Here is a 19580-nt window from a genome sequence, read left to right on the forward strand (position 1 = left end):
AACAAAGGAAGATTTTGATATAATATGCAAGGCAATTATGAAGAGCTGACTCGCGACACGTTCACTTACTATGTTACGTCGAATAGTTAGATATTATTAGATTGGAAATCATCAAAAACGTTCATAATGTAATCAGAGACGCTTTTTGCGACCTCTTCTATGAATCCTAAATAAAAATGGTCTGTATCATAGACAATACATCGTTTTTCTCCAGCAGCTTCCTTATATAACTCTAAAAATTCTTCGAAAGGGGCTATGTTATCTTTATTACCGTGTATAAACAATTTTCTATAATATGTATCAATTTTCGCCTCGATATCTCCTATCTTTTTTACTATCGAGATTAAGACGAGAGACTTTATTCTATCATCTACTATATTAGAGACGACAGTCGCTCCAAAAGAGTATCCTACTAAAGATATCTCTTTCCATCCAACGAAATCTATCGCAGATTTAACATCTTTAATTTCACCTAAACCTCCGCTATATTCTGATCTATAATCGATCGCCAATACCGATATACCTTCATCATAAAGGTTTCCTGCTATCTCTACAAGACGCATATCACACCGGCATCCTCCTAAGAGAGGATGAGGGGGGGCAAGAATTACCCCTTTGTCTGAAGACCTCTCATAAAGTGTAGCATGAATTATATCGTTCTCACCTAAAAATTTCAAATCTCGATTAATCATTTTACTCCGAACGAGTTTAATATTATATCCTGATTTAATCGTCCAAAATGGTACACTTCACCCGTTTTTTTATCGTTTACCACGATATTCGCTGGTGCAAATAAGAATTCGTCTATTTTGAAGAAGTCATACCCGGCATCTTTGAATATTTTAGCAAACGGTTTACCGTAGTCTTTAGAATTGATGGATGGAACCTTTGAAAAGACCTCATCGTAACCATCTACAGTTATATAAACAGATCCGTAGTAGATGTTACAATCGTTTGTAACACCCATCGCATCTTTTTTAATAGGAGCTATAGGAGAAAAACCTACACCGTTCTCTACTTTCGTCACATCGTATCCAAACTCGTCAAGTATATGAAGAGCATTCTCTACCACCCGACCAGATATTTGTATAGATCCGACAAGGCTTCTTGTAGGTGCAACTATCGCATAAAGGTTAGACGGATCTATATCACAGGCATCTGCAATGTATCTCATAACATCATCATCTGGCAATGCATCCGCTTCCAAAGCTATAATACCATAATCTGAATCGTCTTCATAATCTATCCGTTCATAAACGTCTTTTGGTTTTAAAGCCAATGCTCTGGCAGGTCCTGAACCCATAGTAGAATAATTACCGACTTTTATGCTCCATCCTGCCTTTTGAGATGCCAAACATGATATAGCAGGATGATTTACAGTTACATTAATAAAAGGAAAAGGTATATCTTTTATCTTATCCATGACGATGTTTGCAGTTCCAAGTCCGCCCATACATATCTCGGTGAACATAGTACCAAGCTGGTAGCTCCCTTTTACGTTTACACCACAATCTATAACTATAGATCCACTTTTCATCTCATTTACTGAAAGATTGAGTTCTTCTTCCCAATCTAACATAGATTCGACTATCTCCAATGCACCTTCGTTTACACTGATCATATTATCTACATCCTTCGTTTTTTACTCCCATTCTATCGTTATACTTATTTTTTCAGGGATTTTTCCTTGTTTAAATGTCTCTTTCTGTATATACGCTGTTTTCATAATTAATGGAGACCCTTCCGTCTCGATCTCCTTGTATCGTATCGTATTTTTAGTCTCTTTCTCCTTTTCTAACGTAATTATTCTCTTATCACTCATAATATATCACTTTTTAAACCGATTAAATATCTCTATCTTTATATAATATTTGCGACTTACATAATCTCAGGTGAAGATATACCAAGAAGGCTTAGAGAATCCTTTATCACAATTCTAAAAGCGTCTACTAAGGCTAACCGTGCAGACCTTAATTCTTCGGTGGCAGCATTAAGTACTGGTACATCCTTATAAAACTGGTTGAATTGTTCTGCCAATTCTCTGGAATAATTGGCAAGGATATTTGGTCTCAGGTTATCTGTAGCCTCTTTTATAATTAAAGGATAACGTGATATGAGTTTTATAAGATCGATCTCGTTTTGATCTCTTAATAGATCAAAATTAGGATTACTGAAATCTCCACCTTTTTTAAGTATGCTACAAGCCCTGGTATGAGAATACTGAATGAATGGTGCCCCTCTTTTATCAAAGTTTAAAGCATCCCGCCAATCAAATGTAGTTGGTTTATCCGGAGAAATTTTAATGATATCATACCTTACCGCACCGATAGCTACCATATTAGCGATCTCTTTTTTTTCTAATTCTGTTATATCTTCTCTTCTCTTACTAACCTCTAAATACGCCTGCTCCCTTACTTTCTCTAATAATTCATCAACTGATACGAATTTTCCTCTTCTTGTACTCATAGATCCTTCAGGTAGCGAGATGAATTCAAATATTACTACTTTCGGCTCTTTATATCCTAAAATACGCAATACCGTCTTTAATTGGCTTGATATCAATTTATGATCGGCTCCCAATATATCGATCATATCGTCGTATCGTCTTGCTTTCCAGGCGTGATATGCAAGGTCTCGAGTAGAATACAGCGATGTTCCGTTGCTTCGTGTAACAACAAAATCCTTCTCAAATCCAAAAGAACTTAAATCTAACAATAAAGCACCATTATCAAAATAAGCATACTCCGTATCTTTTAAACGAGATATTATCCTTTCAACATCGCCATTGAATATAAATTGGCTCTCTCGTACGTACTCATCTATATATATTTCCAGCTCGTTCAATGTCTGCTCGATTCCTCTTAAACACTGAACAACGACAAAATCAAACTTTTCAATAACATCTTTATCTCCGTCCTCAAACTTTCTTAAGAGGATATCTATATCTTTATTATTATTGCTGAAGTCATTGTCTTCTTCGATTAATCTGTTTGCCTTGATATAAATCTGTGATATCCAATGATCTACCTTTATATTATTGTTCGTGATCTTTAAATTCTCGATACCCCATACCACCACTGCAACCTGTCTTCCCAGATCGTTAACGTAGTATTGAACGTCGACCGAATAACCAGCTTTTTTTAAAATTCTTCTAAGAGAGTCGCCAAGTATAGAATTACGTAAATGGCCTATATGGAGAGGACCGTCTGGATTTGCAGAAGTATGTTCGAGTACGATGGACCCTTTGTAATTTAAAGAGCCGTAATCATCTCTTCTATTCAAGACCTCTTTTAAAGTATCCGATATAAATTTATCACCAACATAAAAATTTATGTAAGGACCGATGAGTTTTATATCGCCTATTAAATCATATTTGTCCTTTAAAAGAGATAATCTTTGATAAATCTCTTCTGCCACACTTTTTGGATTTTTTTTATCTTTTCTAGATATCTTGAATGCTAAAGAGGAAGATACATCCGAAATCTTGTCATAATAATCGAGCGAAAGATCTTCACCACTCCAACCCATATCCCTGGCAACCGTCTTGAGAATGTCGCATACCTCTTCAATGAATTTTTGAAACATCATCCCTCCGTTTGATATCGCAGGATTGCTGCTATACCCCCAAACGCATTTAAAAATTGTGCACCTTCTTCTGATTCAGAAGATATTATCTCAACATCAGTACTAACCGAGCTAGCAAGATTTATCAGCTCTTCAATCAGATCTATTCTATCTTTAATCACCATATTAGAACCACATTCGCATATTTTTGACTCTACAACAGATTGATACGGCACCGTCTCAGTAACCTCTTTACCACAGTTACTACATTTAAACGTTACTTTCTCCTTCTTCAATCCTTCCGAAAGCAATAGAGTATCTACTGAACCTAGCAATAGATTCCTTCTTACTTCTTTCTCACCGTATGTTGCTAATCCTTTCTCTTTTATAACCTCCTTCAAGAACCTATTGACGATCTTCTTATCTTTTGCTATCTCTAATCCTTCTATACTATCTGTTATTTTGTCCACAAGCTCATAGATTCCGGACTCGTCGGTGTACGCAACGTCAAACACGCCTAAAATCTTCTGTTGGAGCTCATAATGCAAGTGCTCACCATTTATAAAATCTTCTTTGGTAGGACTCGGACCACCTATAAAGATCCCTTGAAAATTTTCTAAGCTCTCGTTAAGATAGATCTCGCTTGCTGCATCGCCTATCCTCTTGTAAAACTCATTTATCGCGATAACTCTCAATCTTGAGAACCTTACAGAACTCTGTCCTCCTTTACGCTGTTTTCCAGGTACATTTGATGTTAAATATCTTAATATCTCGACTTTTTTGCCTTTTAAGATACCGATGGTTGCCTCCCGCCTATCCAAAACTAGAAGCTCGTATGTCTTCTTATCTTTTAGCATATCCTTTAAAGGCTCGATATAAAATTCAGAACTGCATTGATAGCTATATGATGTTATAGGCTCAGGAGGTTCTATAATTATGGTTTTCATATCCGTCTTATCTCCTCCAAGTTGGATTGTACCACAAAATATAACCATCCCATTTTTTGGAGGTGTTCTATGGTATTTAAGCCTAGATATAACGGATGATAAAGCAGATTGAACGTTTGTTCTAGTTGATTTTGATTTTATATTAGAGGCAGATCCCATCTCATCCTTCAATTGGGATGTAACGTCCGAGATTTGTTTGTTTGGAGGGATATAAATGGATAATAACTCTGTTCCTTGCCCTTTCATATCTTCTAACTCTTCTAAAGTCCTTTTAAACCTATATCTCTCAGTATCCGAAAATTCTTCCATTATTATAACCTCAAATTAATTTTAAAATATTCCATCTCATACAGCTACGATATTTTCCTAATTCGCATGATTACCGTTATAAACCAACTTTTAAGCGCTATAATTACGCAAAAGGTCTAATACATCAAGAATTCGTCGTTCAACTATATTTATCTATCTTGATCTGTCAAATATTGCATATAAAGAATTTATTTAAAAAGTTTGCTAACGTAAAAGAGAACGGTTTATGATCATTAATAGATTTATTCAGAATTTATTAAATATTCTGATCATCGTTCATCTTTTTAATACTAATATTAATCATCTCTCTGATATACTCCTTAAAAAAATCTATATTGCTGTATCTTACCCTCATCTTATTTAATATCTTCTTATCCTTTTTAATCAATTTAAGATATAATCTTTCTATATTTGTAAAAAATCTAGTTATATTATCTAATATAACAATATTAAAGTAATAATAATCATTTGAGAACAAATTTAAACCAAAATATATCTTTTTAACATTTTTTAAATTCTTTAACGACCCGTCCATTTTATGACAAAATAATAGGTCGATACCCAGATCAAATATATCTTCTGTACTCGAATATTTGAAATAAGGAAGATCTACTCTTTTGAATAATCTTTCATTAAAATTGTTCTCATTAAAACCTAATAAAAGCGTATCGCCCCAAAAAGACTTTGTAGAAGCAGACTTTACGATGATATCTTCTGCCAATATAAAAGATACATTATCCAAGATCAAAGCAGGCTTTCTAGCCAATATCATATCAATGATAGCAACAATATAGGATATATATGCTATCTTTGTTGTTTTTTCACCTAAAAAATAATCCACTGCCTCTTCTTTACCAAAATCTATCAAATCATTATCATTTAATAAATCATCTTCATATGCTTTTACTAATTTTTCTCTAACAATCATAGATCTGTATCTAGGGTGAGATAATGGTATATTAGCCATATTTATCCTAAAATTGTTTGATAATCGTCTATATTAATCTTTTTTATCTGATGATATGTGATCTTCCAAACATTATCTCTGTCTCGTGCAATACTCCATGGTCTCTAAGACAGTCGTACTTGTTAATTGCAAATACCGTCCCGCCGATCATAGCCATACTCGCAAGACCACCATTTGTTATTACGTCCTCGATCGCATCTTTTATCTTTCCATCTACCAGCCCTATTTCAGATGAAAACTCGCAAGATAACTTCATAAAATTTTCTAAAGTCGGTCTTTTAAGAAGACTCTTTAGCTTTTCTTTTCCCACCTTGTTAATCATACCCATAATCTTTCCATCTTCAAGAATATCTTTTGTGCAGATCTCTTTAATGAGGATATAACCAACCTTTTTCTCCTCAACAGGTATTATATCGAAAGATCCATAATTTACCGATCCTCCCTTTTTACGCATAACAAGCCCACCACCAACAGAAATTGCATCTACATCTCCCAGTCCTGTCTTATTTTCTACCTCTGCAATATGTGCTATCTCTGATAATTTGTTGAAAGTTAAATTTTTTGAATAAAGTTTATTTAAAGCGAGCGCAGTACTTATAGCACCAGCAGCGCTGGCACCAAACCCACCTTTAATGGGAACATCAAAATTAGAACTAATCTTTACTCCCTCGTTTTTTAAAATTTTAAGTGCTACATAACGGGACGTTTTTGCCTCGTCTTCCACACCATTAATGTATATTTTTATCTCTTCACTATTGTTCTTCTCTGCTTTTGTGATACATCCATCCTTCAAAATTATTCCTGCCCCCATTGCACCTTTTTTTTTCGGGTTTAAATTGTTATCCGCCGAAAAAAATCCGGTTATGTGAGACGGAGAGTATGATTCAGAAAACTCGGTCATCTTTCAAGATCTCGGATAATTTTGATACTATTTTTTCTGCTATTATCTTTTTAGGACCTTGGACATGTTTTATATCATCTCTGCTCTTTATGATGTACACATCGTTATCCGGTGTGCCCATACCTCCTCTTCCTACATCATTGGCAACTATCAACTCCATCTTTGTCTCATCTTTCTTGGCAATTGCTCTGTCGATCAATTCTTTTACCTCCAAATTCGTCTCTGCTTTAAATCCCACTACTATAAGTTCAGGAAATCTCTCTTTGACATCTTTTATTAATTTTTTTGCCGGTTTGAGCCGTAATATAACTTCTTTATTAGAAGAGATTTTTGTATTTGATTTATTTACAATATAATCAGATATGGCAGCCGCACTTATGAAAATATCATATTTCTTAAGATTTAATTCATTAATGACTGCATCATACATCTCTTCTGCACTCTCCACATATATCTCGTCTATGCCGATAATATCGATATTTCCCTTATGTACTACCGTAACCTTTGCCCCCTCTTTAAAACACTCTTTAGCCAATTCCTCTCCGGTCTTACCAGATGCACGATTTGTTATGATACGTATAGGATCTATCGGCTCTACCGTTGCCCCGCTCGTTATCAAAACTCTTTTACCTTTAAGTACCTTCTTTGATAGGATATGTTCTACATGAAGAACGATCTCATCGTTCTTTGCTATCTTTGCCTTCCCCTCCTCTATTCTTGGTCCTATAAAAGTTATACCTAATTTTTTTAATTTTTCAATATTTTCGAGCAGAATAGGATTTCGATACATAGATTCATGCATCGCAGGGACTATTGCTACAGGAATATTAGACCCGAGCGCCGTATTTGCAAAAAGTGTGATCGTAGTATCGCTTATACCCCCTGCTATCTTGTTTATCGTATTAGATGTTGCAGGTGCTATTAATAACAAATCAGCCTCTCCGTCCATCCCTAAAAACTCTATATGTTCAATTCTACCTACCAGTCTTTCAATTACTTCGTGACCTGATGCATAATGAAGTGTATAAGGATGAATAATGTTTTTTGCATCATCGGTCATAGCAACATAGACATCTGCACCGTACCTTATCAGTTCTCTACATAACTCTACTATTCTTACCGCGGAAACGCTACCTGTGACACCTACTACTATCTTCTTTCCTATCAATGCTCTGCTCTTTGTCCCTTTTATCCTTAAGGTAGGATGAAAACCTCGGTCGTTGTTCTCATTCATTTTGTCGATACGATCTTTATAATATCGTTCTCTTTCAATTCATAATTTTCTCCCACTCGCACGTTTTTTCTAGCATCTATTGCAAAAAGAAAGCTTTCTCCTATTTCACTATGTACCTGATATGCCAGATCTCTCGGAGTAGATCCTCTTTTTAACAAAAACGAGTCTGGAAGAATATTACCATTTTTATCGGTCCATTTTTTCTCGTTTTCCACCGGATATACCTTTATCATATTCAGATTAAATACCACGGTATTAATAGCCTCTTGTACCCCGGTACCCCCAAATTTCCTCATTATATCTTTTATTAAATTTAAAGCGTTCAATTGTTTTTTATTCAATTTTTTTATATTTAATATCTCAAAATCTTTATCACCTGGAATATATTTAATTATACCATTCTTTTCTGCCAGCCTTAATGCCAATTCTCCCTCTGCCGTTGTTAATACGACATTATATCCTTTATCCTTAAGTCTTTTTAATTTTTCAATATTTTCTTCGGGTGTTATATCAACTTTGTTTGCCACTATCAAGATAGGTTTACTCTTTTTTATAAGCTGATTAGAGAAGCGCATGAGTTCCTCGTCGCTCCATCGATAAACCTCATCCGGTAAATCCATCTTATTTATTAAATCGATCGTATCTTGTCTATTTATCTTGAGACTGGCCAATTTATCAAAAAAAACGTTTAATCCATCCATCCTCATCTTTCTGCTAATTTTATTCCAATCCCTGTGTATGATATTATATAACCACATAGAAAGCTCTCTCTCTATGAAATCAACCTCTTTTAATGGATCGTATCTGCCAATTCCTACGATATTTCCATACTCATCCGTAGATCCGGACGCATCTATTACATCAATAATGGCATCAACCTCTCTAAGATTGTCCAAAAATTCATTGCCCAATCCTTTTCCTTGATGTGCATCCGGTACCAGCCCTGCAACATCGATCATCTCTATAGGGGTAAACCTATTTCCATCTTTACAATGTCCACATCTTGTATCCAGCTCGGTGCAAGGGCATATACTTCTTACAAATGCGATACCATGATTTGCATCTATAGTCGTGAACGGATAATTTGCTATCGCTATATCGATAAGCGTAGCCGATTTAAAGAAAGTCGATTTCCCACTATTCGGTTTGCCTGCTATACCTATCTTGATCATAAAACAAAATATAGATCAGTATATAAAAATAAATACCTTTCGATTAAAAATCAGAGATATACTCTTTTAAAGATTTTATCGCCATCTTATCATATTTTAGTATCTCGATAGCATCTACTGCTGCTTTTGCTGCCTGTACTGTCGTTATATATGGTATTTTTAAACCTATCGCAGCCTTTCTAATAGAGTAATCATCTTTTCTCGATCTTTTAGACGATAGTATGTTTATTATAAGTGATACATCTCTTCTTTCTATCATATCCAATATGTTAGGGCTGCCCTCATTTACTTTTTTAACATTAATAGTCTCCACTCCGTGTTCATATAGGTATTCTCCAGTTCCTCTTGTTGTTATTATAGAAAATCCATAATCTTTTAGTCTCTTGCTTAAATCTACTATTTTTTCTTTTAATTCATCACAAACAGATATAAAAATGGTGCCGTTTATTGGTAATTCGTTATTTGCAGCAAGCTCTGCTTTAAAAAAGGCTAGACCAAGTTTATAATCTATTCCCATTACCTCTCCTGTACTCTTCATCTCAGGGCTTAATACAGGATCTATTTCGTCTAGCATATCAAAAGGTAAGACTACCTCTTTAACTGCAACATGCCTTTTTATATCTCCTTTTTTATCCAAATATCCCATCTCTCTCAGATTACGACCTATCATGCATTTTGCCGCAATTTTTGCCAGAGGAATACCCGTTGCCTTGCTAACAAATGGTATGGTTCTACTAGCTCTCGGATTTGCCTCTAAAACATAAATTTCGCCGTCTTTTATTGCCATCTGTATGTTCAATAAACCGATTATCTTTAAATTTAATGCAATCTCTCTAGAAATCCGTTCTATCTCCTCTATCTCTCTTTTTGTAAGAGATTGTGATGGAATCACGCATGCAGAATCTCCAGAATGAATTCCTGCCTCTTCTATATGTTCCATTATGGCACCAATCAAGACATCTGATCCGTCTGAGACAAGATCAACATCTATCTCTATCGCATTCTCCAAGAATTTATCTATCAGTACGGGATGTTCTCGCGTTACCTTCACTGCCTCTTTCATATACTTCTCGAGATCTTCCTCGTCGTACACAATCTCCATAGCCCTTCCGCCAAGAACGTAAGACGGCCTAACAAGAACAGGATATCCTACCTCTTTTGCAACTTTTTTTGCATTTTCAAACGATTTTGCAATACCGTTCTTTGGCTGATTGATATTCAACCTTTTCAAAAATGCACTGAAGAGATCTCTATCCTCTGCAATGTTTATATCTTCAGGAGAAGTCCCTAATATCTTAGTATCCAATCTTCTTCTCTCAATCTCTTCTTTTAGCGGAATTACAAGATTGACAGATGTCTGTCCGCCAAACTGTACCATTACTCCATAGTATCTCTCTTTCTCGATGATGTTTATGACATCTTCTACACTTATCGGATCAAAAAATAATTTATCCGATGTATCATAATCTGTAGAGACCGTCTCTGGATTATTATTTATAATATGTGTCTCGATATTCTCTTCTTTTAATGCCATTACTGCATGAACGGTACAATAATCAAATTCTATACCTTGCCCTATCCTTATAGGACCCGATCCAACTATCAAAACCTTTTTTTTATCGGATGGAACTAACTCGCAACTTTTCTCATAAGTAGAATAATAATAAGGCGTTTTTGCCTCAAATTCTGCCGAACAGGTATCAACCATTTTATATGTAATATTGATATCTTCTTCTCTTAATCTGTAAATCTCATCTATCTTCTTACCGGTTATCCTTGCTATTGTCTCATCGGCAAACCCCATCCTTTTTGCCTTGGCAAAATTCGTTTTAAGATCTTTTTTAAGATTTTCTTCCATTGTTATAATTTTTTTAATCTTTTCCACGAAGAATGGATCGATATTTGTCATATTGACTATCTCATCTATGCTAAAGTATCCTTTCCTCAGCGAATCGAATATTGCAAAGATGCGCTCGTTTGTCGGGAGACTTATATGTCTTTCTGCATCTTCTTTACTATATTCTGTCAATATATTCTCAAAAATATCCAAAGACCGTAACGCTTTCATTAAAGCACTTTCAAAAGTTCGTCCTATCGCCATAGTCTCACCGGTACTCTTCATATGTGTTGTTAATCTGTTATCTGCCTGAGGAAACTTATCAAATGGCCATCTTGGTATTTTTACAGCGATATAATCCATTGCAGGCTCGAAAGATGCAAATGTCGTTTTAGTAACATCATTCTGGATCTCGTCAAGATTCAAGCCTATCGCGATTTTTGCAGCGACTCTTGCGATAGGATAACCTGTTGCCTTTGATGCAAGGGCTGAAGATCTGGATACACGAGGATTTACTTCAATTACCCTATATTCTCCGTTTTTAAGAGCAAATTGAATATTGCATCCTCCTTCAACCTTTAAAGCTCTTATTATCTTTAAGGATGCGGTTCTCAACATCTGGTATTCCATGTCTGTCAACGTTTGAGACGGTGCTACTACTATCGATTCACCCGTATGTATCCCTATTGGGTCTATATTCTCCATATTACATACGGTGATACATGTATCTTTTGCATCCCGTATCACTTCATACTCTATCTCCTTCCAACCACCGATGCTCTCTTCTAAAAGTACTTGATGTATCCTAGATTTGTTCAATCCGCCTCTCACGATACTTTTTAACTCTTTTAAATTATTAGCAATGCCTCCTCCCGTTCCACCTAAAGTATATGCAGGTCTTATAATTATTGGAAAACCAAGAGATTCAGATGCGGCTATCGCCTCCTCAATAGAATTTATCGCTTTACTCTTCGGAATCGGCTCTTTTATCTGCATCATAAGATTTTTAAACCTGTTTCGGTCTTCTGTATTTAAAATAGAATCAAATGATGTCCCTAAAAATTTTATGCCATATTTATCAATTATTCCCCGTTCTTTAAGTTCTGCAGAAACATTTAAAGCCGTTTGACCTCCAAAACCTGCAATTAATCCATCAGGCCGCTCTTTTTCAATAATCTTTGAGATTATATCGGCATCTATAGGTTCTATGTATATCTTATCTCCCATATCAGGATCGGTCATGATCGTTGCAGGGTTTGAATTAATCAAGACAACGCTTATCCCCTCCTCTTTTAATACTTTACATGCTTGCGATCCAGAATAATCAAATTCTGCTGCCTGTCCTATCTGTATAGGCCCAGATCCTATTAATAATACCTTCTTTATATCGCTTCGTTTCGGCATATCTATTCCATATTCTCTCACATTATTATTCTTTTTAAATCATATAAAAATTTTTTTTTGCTATCCTGCGGGCCAGGAGTAGCCTCTGGATGGTATTGAACGGTTAAAATATTTAAATAATTGCTATGTAATCCCTCTACCGTATTATCATTTACATTGATCTCTGTTATCTCTATCTTGCTATCTTTATCAAAAGAATTCTCATCTACCGCGAACCCATGGTTTTGTGATGTAATAAATACGTTTCCTGTCTTAAGATTTTTGACGGGATGATTTCCTCCTCGATGCCCAAACTTGAGTTTATATGTATCTCCACCCGCTCCTAAACATACGATTTGATGGCCTAAACAGATACCTATCAAAGGTTTAATTCCTAAAAAATGTTTGACAATATTTATTGCATTTTTTGCTTTTTTTGGATCACCAGGACCATTGGAAAAGAAGATAGCATCCGGTTCACATTCATCAATCTCTTTTACGGTCGTGTTATGTGGATAAATATAAAGATCGAATCCATTATCTGCAAGATATTTTATTATACTCCTCTTAATACCAAGGTCCAATACGGCTATCTTCTTCCCATCTCCTCGCACCCTATATTTATCTTTACAAGAAACCTGCTCAATCAGGTCAAGATCACTTATATAAGGCGCAGATTTTGCGGCATCCAATACTTCCTCATCATTATAATCACCAATCGCAAGGCAAGCTCTCATAACCCCTTGATCTCTAATTTTTATGGTAATGTCTCGCGTATCAATATCTGATATTCCTAACTTACCTTCTTCTCTTATCAACTCTTTTATATTTGAAGGGGTATCACAAAACTCTCTAACCACCACTCCTTCAGCTTGGATACGATCAGATTGAAATCTATCTTTATTAACTCCGTAATTTCCTATCAAAGGATATGTAAAAAGTAAGATCTGTCCTTTAAACGAAGGATCTGTCAAAGATTCTTCATATCCAGTCATAGCAGTTGTAAAAACAATCTCACCTGTTACTAATTTTCTATTACCAATCCCCTTACCATTATAGATCGTACCATCCTCCATTGCCAAAATTGCATTCAAAATATTCCCCCTTAAAGATTTCAAACTTTTATAAGATTTAACGAATCCTGATATTAATTATAACTTAAATAGTTTTTGTACTTATTTATATTATCAAAAACGATAATTATAAATAAGACTAATATATATTTTATAATTAGGTATTATTTAATAATACTGACACGTAAAAGGGGGTTATATAAATGGTGGAAACGAGAAAAACATTGAATTTTATAGGAAGAATAGCGTTCTTGGTAGCTTTCGTGATAGCCATAATAATGGGTTTGCTTACAGGTGCAGAGATAATTACAATGGATACATATGGCTGGGTTATCTTAACATTAGTAATATTAGGCCTGATCGTCGGTCTATTAAATATAGCACAAGAAGAAGTAGCCGATTTTTTGATAGCATCAGTAGCTCTCGTTATCCTCAACACACTTGGTGGATTGTTGCTTCTTATTCCGTATGTAGGTGGCTATATAGAATCTATCATCAACTACATAGCAGTATTTGTCGCTCCAGCTGCTTTGGTAGTCGCATTGAAGGCTATATTCAGCATGGCAAGAGAGTAAACAGATTTAATCTTTAAAATTTAAAATTATTAAATCTTTTTTATTTTTTTGGTATTCTGCATAACCTATCAATCGTTTTTAATAATATCAACAAGTTTACACGTATTGAATACGCCTTTTTCAGTTATCAGCGCCTTGACATATTTAATGGGGGTAAAATCAAACGCTGGGTTGAATACTTTAACATCTTTCGGTGCTATATAACTCCCGTTGATCATCCTTAATTCATCCGCATCTCGTTCTTCTATGATTACTTCTTCCTCCCTTTTACTCCTATCGAATGTTGATAATGGAACGGCTACATAAAAAGGAATACCATTCTCCTTTGCCAATACAGCATGGGTATATGTACCGATCTTATTGAATACACCATCTTTTGTAATCCTATCAGCACCTACTATCACTTTATCTACCATCTTTTTTCGCATTACCATTCCTGCAGTAGAATCCGTGATCAATCTCACATCTATCCCATCATTCATTAATTCCCATGTAGTCAATCGACCTCCTTGGTTTAAAGGTCTTGTTTCGCATGCAACAACTTTTATATCCTTACCCATCTCTACAGCACTTCTAACGATACCCAAAGCAGTCCCCCATCCGACACATGCGAGCCTACCCGCATTACAATGGGTCAATACCGTATCCCCATCCTCCAACAAGGCGGCACCATTCCTTCCTATCATCTTGTTTATTACGATATCTTCATCGGCTATCCTTTCAGCCTCGTTTAAAGCATCCTTTCTTATCTCCTCTATCTTCTTTTCTCTTAAAATTTTGTTTAATACTCTATCTACACCCCAAGAGAGATTTATAGCTGTAGGTCTGGAGTTCTTTATCTTTAAAGAGTCAGATATCAATATATTTTTTAATTCTTCTACATTCGCCCCATCATACGAAAATGATGACAAAGCTACACCATATCCACCAGCTGCCCCTAATGCAGGTGCTCCTCTTATAGACAAAGATTTTATTGCATCTATCAGAGAATCTATAGTTAAACATTTTATTATATCTAATTTTAATGGTAGTTTCGTCTGATCTATCATCTCGATACAGTTTACAGAATAATTCCACCAGATCGTTCTATTATTCATAGATCTCATATTATAAAATTACTACTATTTTTAAACATTTGCAATCTTTTTGATCTCTACACCGAGTAATTTTAATATTCTGTATCTCTCTTTGACGATTGTCGGATCCGTCCTCTCCCTTGGTCGTTTCACATCTACTTTTATCTCTTCTATAATCCTTCCCGGGCTTCTAGACATGATTATAATCCTATCTGCCAAGTAAAGTGCCTCATCAACGCTATGCGTTACGAAGATGACAGTCTTTTTTTCTATCTCCCATATTTTTAATAACTCATCCTGTATAATATTTCTCGTCTGGGCATCTAAAGAACCAAAAGGTTCATCCATCAATAATATAGATGGATTCGTTGCGATAGATCTTGCTATCGCTACTCTTTGTTTCATTCCACCTGAAAGTTCATAAGGATATTTGTTTTTTACTTTGTTCAATCCGACAAGGCTTAAATAATGCTCTGCAATCTCTCTCTTGTTTTCAAATCCGAGAATCTCTAATCCGAACTCTACGTTCTTTAAGACATTCCGCCATGGAAATAGAGAAAACTCTTGAAATACCATACCTCTCTCGGGGGATGGACCATCAATATTCATTCCGTCAAGCATGATCTTCCCAGTAGTCGGAGTATCTAAACCGGCAATCAATCGCAATAATGTTGTCTTACCACATCCAGAAGGACCGATAACACATAAAAACTCGTTAGGTTCTACTTCTAAAGAAATATCGATTAAAGAATGGACTTTTTCATTATTCGAATCGTATATCTTTGTTACTTTATCCAGTACAAGATATCTACTCATCTACCTCACTTCACGATCCCTTTTTTCCATTTAAAGAGTTTATCCTCTACAAAATATCTGAATAAACGATCTAAAATAAGAGCAATAATCCCTATTAGTAGCATATAAGCTATGACATAATCAAGCTGGTTCCATTGATAAAACTCTGAAAACAATCTATACCCAAGCCCGCTCTCACTGACTCCAAACATCTCGGCTGCAACTACACACATCCATCCTACTCCCATTCCCATCTTTGTTCCGGTAGCGATCGATGGTAGAGAATAGGGAAGAGCGATATATCTTATCATTTTAAGATCTGTTGTACATCCTAAGACTTTACCTGTATCTATCAATACTTTTGGTGTATCCTTGATTCCAGTATAAGTAGAGATCATTATAGGAAAAAGCGCTCCTATGAATATAATAAACCCTGCTGCATGGTGAGTTAGACCAATCCATGCAATAATTAAAGGTATCCATGCCAAAGGAGGAATAGGTCTTATTAACTCAACTACCGGATCTAATAATATAAATATCTTTTTAAACCAACCCATTAAAATACCTAACGGAACACCTACACAAAATGCTGCCAGTAATCCAATACCAAAATGGTATAGACTCATTGATATATCCGGATGCAGATAACCTTTAATGGCAAGCTCATAGAAAGAGATGATAACCATTGAAAATCTAGGGAGTAGACTTGGATCGTTTATGATAATTGCTATAACTTCCCAGAGAATGATTGCTATGATCAGTGGTATTAGCCATACCCATTTTTTTCTCATCTTCCCCATCATTTTTTATCAATTACCTTGTCATATTGTCATAGAATCTAAAATCAAAAATATCATGCTCTTTTAACAAACTGTATCCTCTTCGCTCGTATCGATCCCTATTTAAATTATAAATTACTTCTGCATACTTTTCTACCGATTCTACCTGTTTATATGGATCATATATCCATTCCATATCACTCTCTCGTATAGACTGTAACACAACATCTTCATCCGTTCCAATCCATTTAGCTATAATACCAGCAACTTCTTCTGGATGGTCTTTTACATATTCTGTAGCCCTAATGTGTGTTTTTACGATCTGTTCTACGATTTCCGAATCATTTTTTATTAATTCTTCCGATACTGCAAGACAGCAGCACGCATGACCGGGCCACATATCGCCCGACCATTCTACCACTTTTCCAGCACCCTGTTTTTCTGCTATCTCAGGATGTGGTGATGGAAGAAAGACAGCATCTATATGTCCATATATAAGTGCCGAGACTGCCTCAGCAGGACCCATATCTTTTATTATAACATCCTTATTTAGATTCAATCCATTATCTGACAACCATTTTGTAAGAATAGTATACTGTATCGATCCTGGTGGATAAGTTGCTATAACCATACCTCTCAATGATTCCGGTCCGGTATAATTTTCTGCTAATTCAGAACGAACGACCAATCCAGATCCTTGTATCTGCACTGCAGCTACAATTTTTGCATCCATTCCTTCGTATAGATGTGATACAACAGGTGCTGATCCTGTGTATGCAGCATCTATTTTACCATATTGTAATGCTTCCATCTCTGGCGGACCTGATGCAAATTTTTTAAATTCGATGCTCTCTATACCAAACTGTTTTAAATCATCTTCCCACCAACCTTTTTCTGCTGCTACCATTAATGCTGCATGATGTGTGCTAGGTTGGTAGCCTATAACTATCTCAGTCTTTTTGTCCGGTTGCAAACCAATTAATAAAAAGATTAATATAAGAGATACTACGGCTATTATAGCTAACGATAATATCAATTTTTTATTCATATTCATGCTTGTTGTTTAATAGTTTATATAATATATAATTTTTGATGTTTATACTATTTTATTATCTCATTGTGTTATTTTTAGATATCTTTTAATACTAGTTGTACAGATTATATGTAATAATGGATGATATAATGGATGATATCGATAGACTTTTAAGGAGTATTATTATATCCGATGAGGAGTTTAGAAATACTTTAAATAGTATAATAAAAGAAAAGTATAATAGCATCTTAGAATTCAGCAAGATATCTGAGACATCTGCCAGTACTTTATATAAGATACTGTCAGGAGAGAGAAAACCGAGTATTAAGACGTTGCAAAAGATCTGTTTTGCTTTAGAAAAAAGCAAAACACAAAAAGGAAAGTTCATCGCGGTGATTGCTGCAAGATCGGTATTAGACGAGGCAATAATGGACGGGATTACTATCAACGATGTTACTTATAAAATAAGGGAATATGCAGCCTTCACGATGGAAGATGCTATCATATCTGCAATAAAGGCGGAGAGAGACGGGGCAGCAGGATTGGTATGTGCGCCTATAATAAGTCCAACCATTGAAAAGATCGTCTCGATACCTATCGCTACGATAGTACCTCATGAAAGTATTCATAATGCAATAAAAGTGGTTGCTAGGAAGATAGCACGGTTTTAATGGGGTAGTAGGGTAGCCTGGTCGATCCTCGGGCGTTTGGGACGCTCGGACGGCAGTTCGAATCTGCCCTACCCCATAAATTAAAGATTTTATAATTATTTTTAATATAAGATGAATATCGGTATATTCTTTCATGGTTCGAAGATATTTGATAAGGGTTTAGCAAAAGATTTAATAAAATTTTCAGCATCTCTTGGTAGATTAGAAGCATTAGTAAACGGACCTATGGGTTCTACCGCATGTTTTGACAATTTTTTGGAAGATATTGTGCATGTAGAAAATTTAAGATCATCTTTGTGCATATCCAAACTTGCAAAAAAGAACGATCTTGTTATAATCGCTACTTATTCTAAGAACCCTAATAGTGGTCTTGCTTACTGCTGGCATGTCATAAATAGGGCAGATATACCGTCCACTCTCTCTTTAATTCAGATAGAGTTTTCTAGCAGTCTTTTAATTCCATGGTTTATAAATCATGATAAAAAGGATATAGATAATGTAATAAAAGAACTCGTTACCAATTTTTCTCTAATTATAAAAGATCCACCAGAGTTTGGTAAAGTATTATGGAAAGTCGGAGAGGAAACATTTAGAAAAGTTTTGGCTGTCGAACCAGGTGATTTCGTCCTGATCAATGGGATAAATGTAGGTAGAGCAATCTCCGATGATGTTATCATTGTAGAGAAAGGAGGAAAGATAGTCGAGATTAAGAATTTATCGCCTAAAAAAGAGTCTTTAGAAAAATTAAGTAATATGCGTATCGAGTTGGATAAAATAAAAATAGATACGACTAAATCTTTAAGAGATTATGATATGTACTACCATCCGAGAGTTTTGGATCAGAAAGATCTTAACCAAATGGGAATCGGTTTTTTAGATCATGCCGGATATGATATATATAGTATTATAAGAAATTGTAAAGGATTGATAAGTGTTGGCGATGATACCACCTCTGTAGTATCCGATATTGCATATAGGTTTAAAATTCCTGTTATTGGAATAATAGACCAGGATCGCGACAAATTGTTGAATAATGTACATGTTCACGAAGAGTCAGAAGTTTTTATCGTTAAAAAGGATGACGATGCAGGAAAGATCGTCTTCAACGAATTGTTTAATGAATCAAGATTGATAAACGTACCTTTTGATAATATCAAAGAGAGGATATCTGAGTTATTAAAGTGTAAAGGTTTACTTATTAAACGCCTTCCAATGAGGGATTTTTATACTTTTATGGAATAGATATCCGTAAATATCGTTTATA

Annotated in this window: 18 protein-coding genes and 1 tRNA gene; 4 read left to right on the top strand and 15 right to left on the bottom strand. The window is 35.2% G+C overall.

Annotated features, from left to right (window positions below):
- Positions 1 to 86 precede the first annotated feature (86 nt).
- From LPC15_RS01575 to carA, 11 genes are all read right to left on the bottom strand, one after another.
- A complete protein-coding gene (locus LPC15_RS01575) occupies positions 87 to 692 on the bottom strand; it encodes a hypothetical protein (RefSeq protein ID WP_229234958.1) in 606 nt (201 codons plus the stop codon).
- The gene (gene mch, locus LPC15_RS01580) at positions 689 to 1621 is read right to left on the bottom strand and encodes a methenyltetrahydromethanopterin cyclohydrolase (protein ID WP_229234959.1); all 933 of its coding nucleotides are present in this window, start codon (positions 1619 to 1621) and stop codon (positions 689 to 691) included. The genes LPC15_RS01575 and mch overlap by 4 nt, the downstream gene beginning before the upstream one ends.
- Before the next feature lie 21 nt (positions 1622 to 1642).
- Positions 1643 to 1822, bottom strand: coding sequence for a hypothetical protein (locus LPC15_RS01585; RefSeq protein WP_229234960.1), 180 nt, complete (start codon positions 1820 to 1822; stop codon positions 1643 to 1645).
- Positions 1823 to 1878: 56 nt separating this feature from the next.
- Positions 1879 to 3588, bottom strand: a complete 1710-nt coding sequence (argS, locus tag LPC15_RS01590) for an arginine--tRNA ligase (RefSeq protein ID WP_229234961.1) — start codon at positions 3586 to 3588, stop codon at positions 1879 to 1881.
- Complete coding sequence (prf1, locus tag LPC15_RS01595) at positions 3585 to 4820, bottom strand: peptide chain release factor aRF-1 (protein WP_229234962.1); 1236 nt, start codon at positions 4818 to 4820, stop codon at positions 3585 to 3587. The genes argS and prf1 overlap by 4 nt, the downstream gene beginning before the upstream one ends.
- A 256-nt stretch (positions 4821 to 5076) precedes the next feature.
- Complete coding sequence (locus tag LPC15_RS01600) at positions 5077 to 5787, bottom strand: hypothetical protein (RefSeq protein WP_229234963.1); 711 nt, start codon at positions 5785 to 5787, stop codon at positions 5077 to 5079.
- A 43-nt stretch (positions 5788 to 5830) separates the two neighbouring features.
- On the bottom strand, positions 5831 to 6688 hold the full coding sequence (locus LPC15_RS01605) for a pantoate kinase (protein WP_229234964.1): 858 nt from the start codon (positions 6686 to 6688) through the stop codon (positions 5831 to 5833).
- On the bottom strand, positions 6672 to 7922 hold the full coding sequence (gene coaBC, locus LPC15_RS01610) for a bifunctional phosphopantothenoylcysteine decarboxylase/phosphopantothenate--cysteine ligase CoaBC (protein ID WP_229234965.1): 1251 nt from the start codon (positions 7920 to 7922) through the stop codon (positions 6672 to 6674). The genes LPC15_RS01605 and coaBC overlap by 17 nt, the downstream gene beginning before the upstream one ends.
- Positions 7919 to 9094, bottom strand: coding sequence for a redox-regulated ATPase YchF (locus LPC15_RS01615; protein WP_229234966.1), 1176 nt, complete (start codon positions 9092 to 9094; stop codon positions 7919 to 7921). The genes coaBC and LPC15_RS01615 overlap by 4 nt, the downstream gene beginning before the upstream one ends.
- A gap of 43 nt (positions 9095 to 9137) precedes the next feature.
- Complete coding sequence (carB, locus tag LPC15_RS01620; protein WP_420709491.1) at positions 9138 to 12335, bottom strand: carbamoyl-phosphate synthase large subunit; 3198 nt, start codon at positions 12333 to 12335, stop codon at positions 9138 to 9140.
- 17 nt (positions 12336 to 12352) lie between these two features.
- The gene (gene carA, locus LPC15_RS01625; protein ID WP_229234968.1) at positions 12353 to 13408 is read right to left on the bottom strand and encodes a glutamine-hydrolyzing carbamoyl-phosphate synthase small subunit; all 1056 of its coding nucleotides are present in this window, start codon (positions 13406 to 13408) and stop codon (positions 12353 to 12355) included.
- 182 nt (positions 13409 to 13590) lie between these two features.
- On the opposite strand from carA, the gene LPC15_RS01630 reads away from it, so the two are divergent.
- Positions 13591 to 13962, top strand: coding sequence for a hypothetical protein (locus LPC15_RS01630; protein ID WP_229234969.1), 372 nt, complete (start codon positions 13591 to 13593; stop codon positions 13960 to 13962).
- A 68-nt stretch (positions 13963 to 14030) separates the two neighbouring features.
- On the opposite strand, the gene LPC15_RS01635 is transcribed toward LPC15_RS01630, so the two are convergent.
- The 4 genes from LPC15_RS01635 to LPC15_RS01650 are packed head-to-tail and all read right to left on the bottom strand — an operon-like array spanning position 14031 to position 17666.
- A complete protein-coding gene (locus tag LPC15_RS01635; RefSeq protein ID WP_229234970.1) occupies positions 14031 to 15059 on the bottom strand; it encodes an S-methyl-5-thioribose-1-phosphate isomerase in 1029 nt (342 codons plus the stop codon).
- A 30-nt stretch (positions 15060 to 15089) separates the two neighbouring features.
- Positions 15090 to 15854 (bottom strand): ABC transporter ATP-binding protein, encoded by a 765-nt coding sequence (locus LPC15_RS01640; protein WP_229234971.1) that lies wholly within the window; start codon positions 15852 to 15854, stop codon positions 15090 to 15092.
- Positions 15855 to 15859: 5 nt separating this feature from the next.
- Positions 15860 to 16624 (bottom strand): ABC transporter permease, encoded by a 765-nt coding sequence (locus LPC15_RS01645; protein ID WP_229234972.1) that lies wholly within the window; start codon positions 16622 to 16624, stop codon positions 15860 to 15862.
- A gap of 22 nt (positions 16625 to 16646) precedes the next feature.
- On the bottom strand, positions 16647 to 17666 hold the full coding sequence (locus LPC15_RS01650; protein ID WP_229234973.1) for an ABC transporter substrate-binding protein: 1020 nt from the start codon (positions 17664 to 17666) through the stop codon (positions 16647 to 16649).
- Positions 17667 to 17761: 95 nt separating this feature from the next.
- On the opposite strand from LPC15_RS01650, the gene LPC15_RS01655 reads away from it, so the two are divergent.
- From LPC15_RS01655 to LPC15_RS01665, 3 genes are all read left to right on the top strand, one after another.
- Positions 17762 to 18316, top strand: coding sequence for a helix-turn-helix domain-containing protein (locus tag LPC15_RS01655; protein WP_229234974.1), 555 nt, complete (start codon positions 17762 to 17764; stop codon positions 18314 to 18316).
- Between the two features lies 1 nt (position 18317).
- Positions 18318 to 18392: transfer RNA gene (locus tag LPC15_RS01660), tRNA-Pro, on the top strand.
- Positions 18393 to 18427: 35 nt separating this feature from the next.
- Positions 18428 to 19558 (top strand): DUF2117 domain-containing protein, encoded by a 1131-nt coding sequence (locus tag LPC15_RS01665; protein ID WP_229234975.1) that lies wholly within the window; start codon positions 18428 to 18430, stop codon positions 19556 to 19558.
- Positions 19559 to 19580 lie beyond the last annotated feature (22 nt).

The organism is Candidatus Methanoliparum sp. LAM-1 (assembly GCF_020885915.1).
Taxonomy (GTDB): domain Archaea; phylum Halobacteriota; class Methanoliparia; order Methanoliparales; family Methanoliparaceae; genus Methanoliparum; species Methanoliparum thermophilum.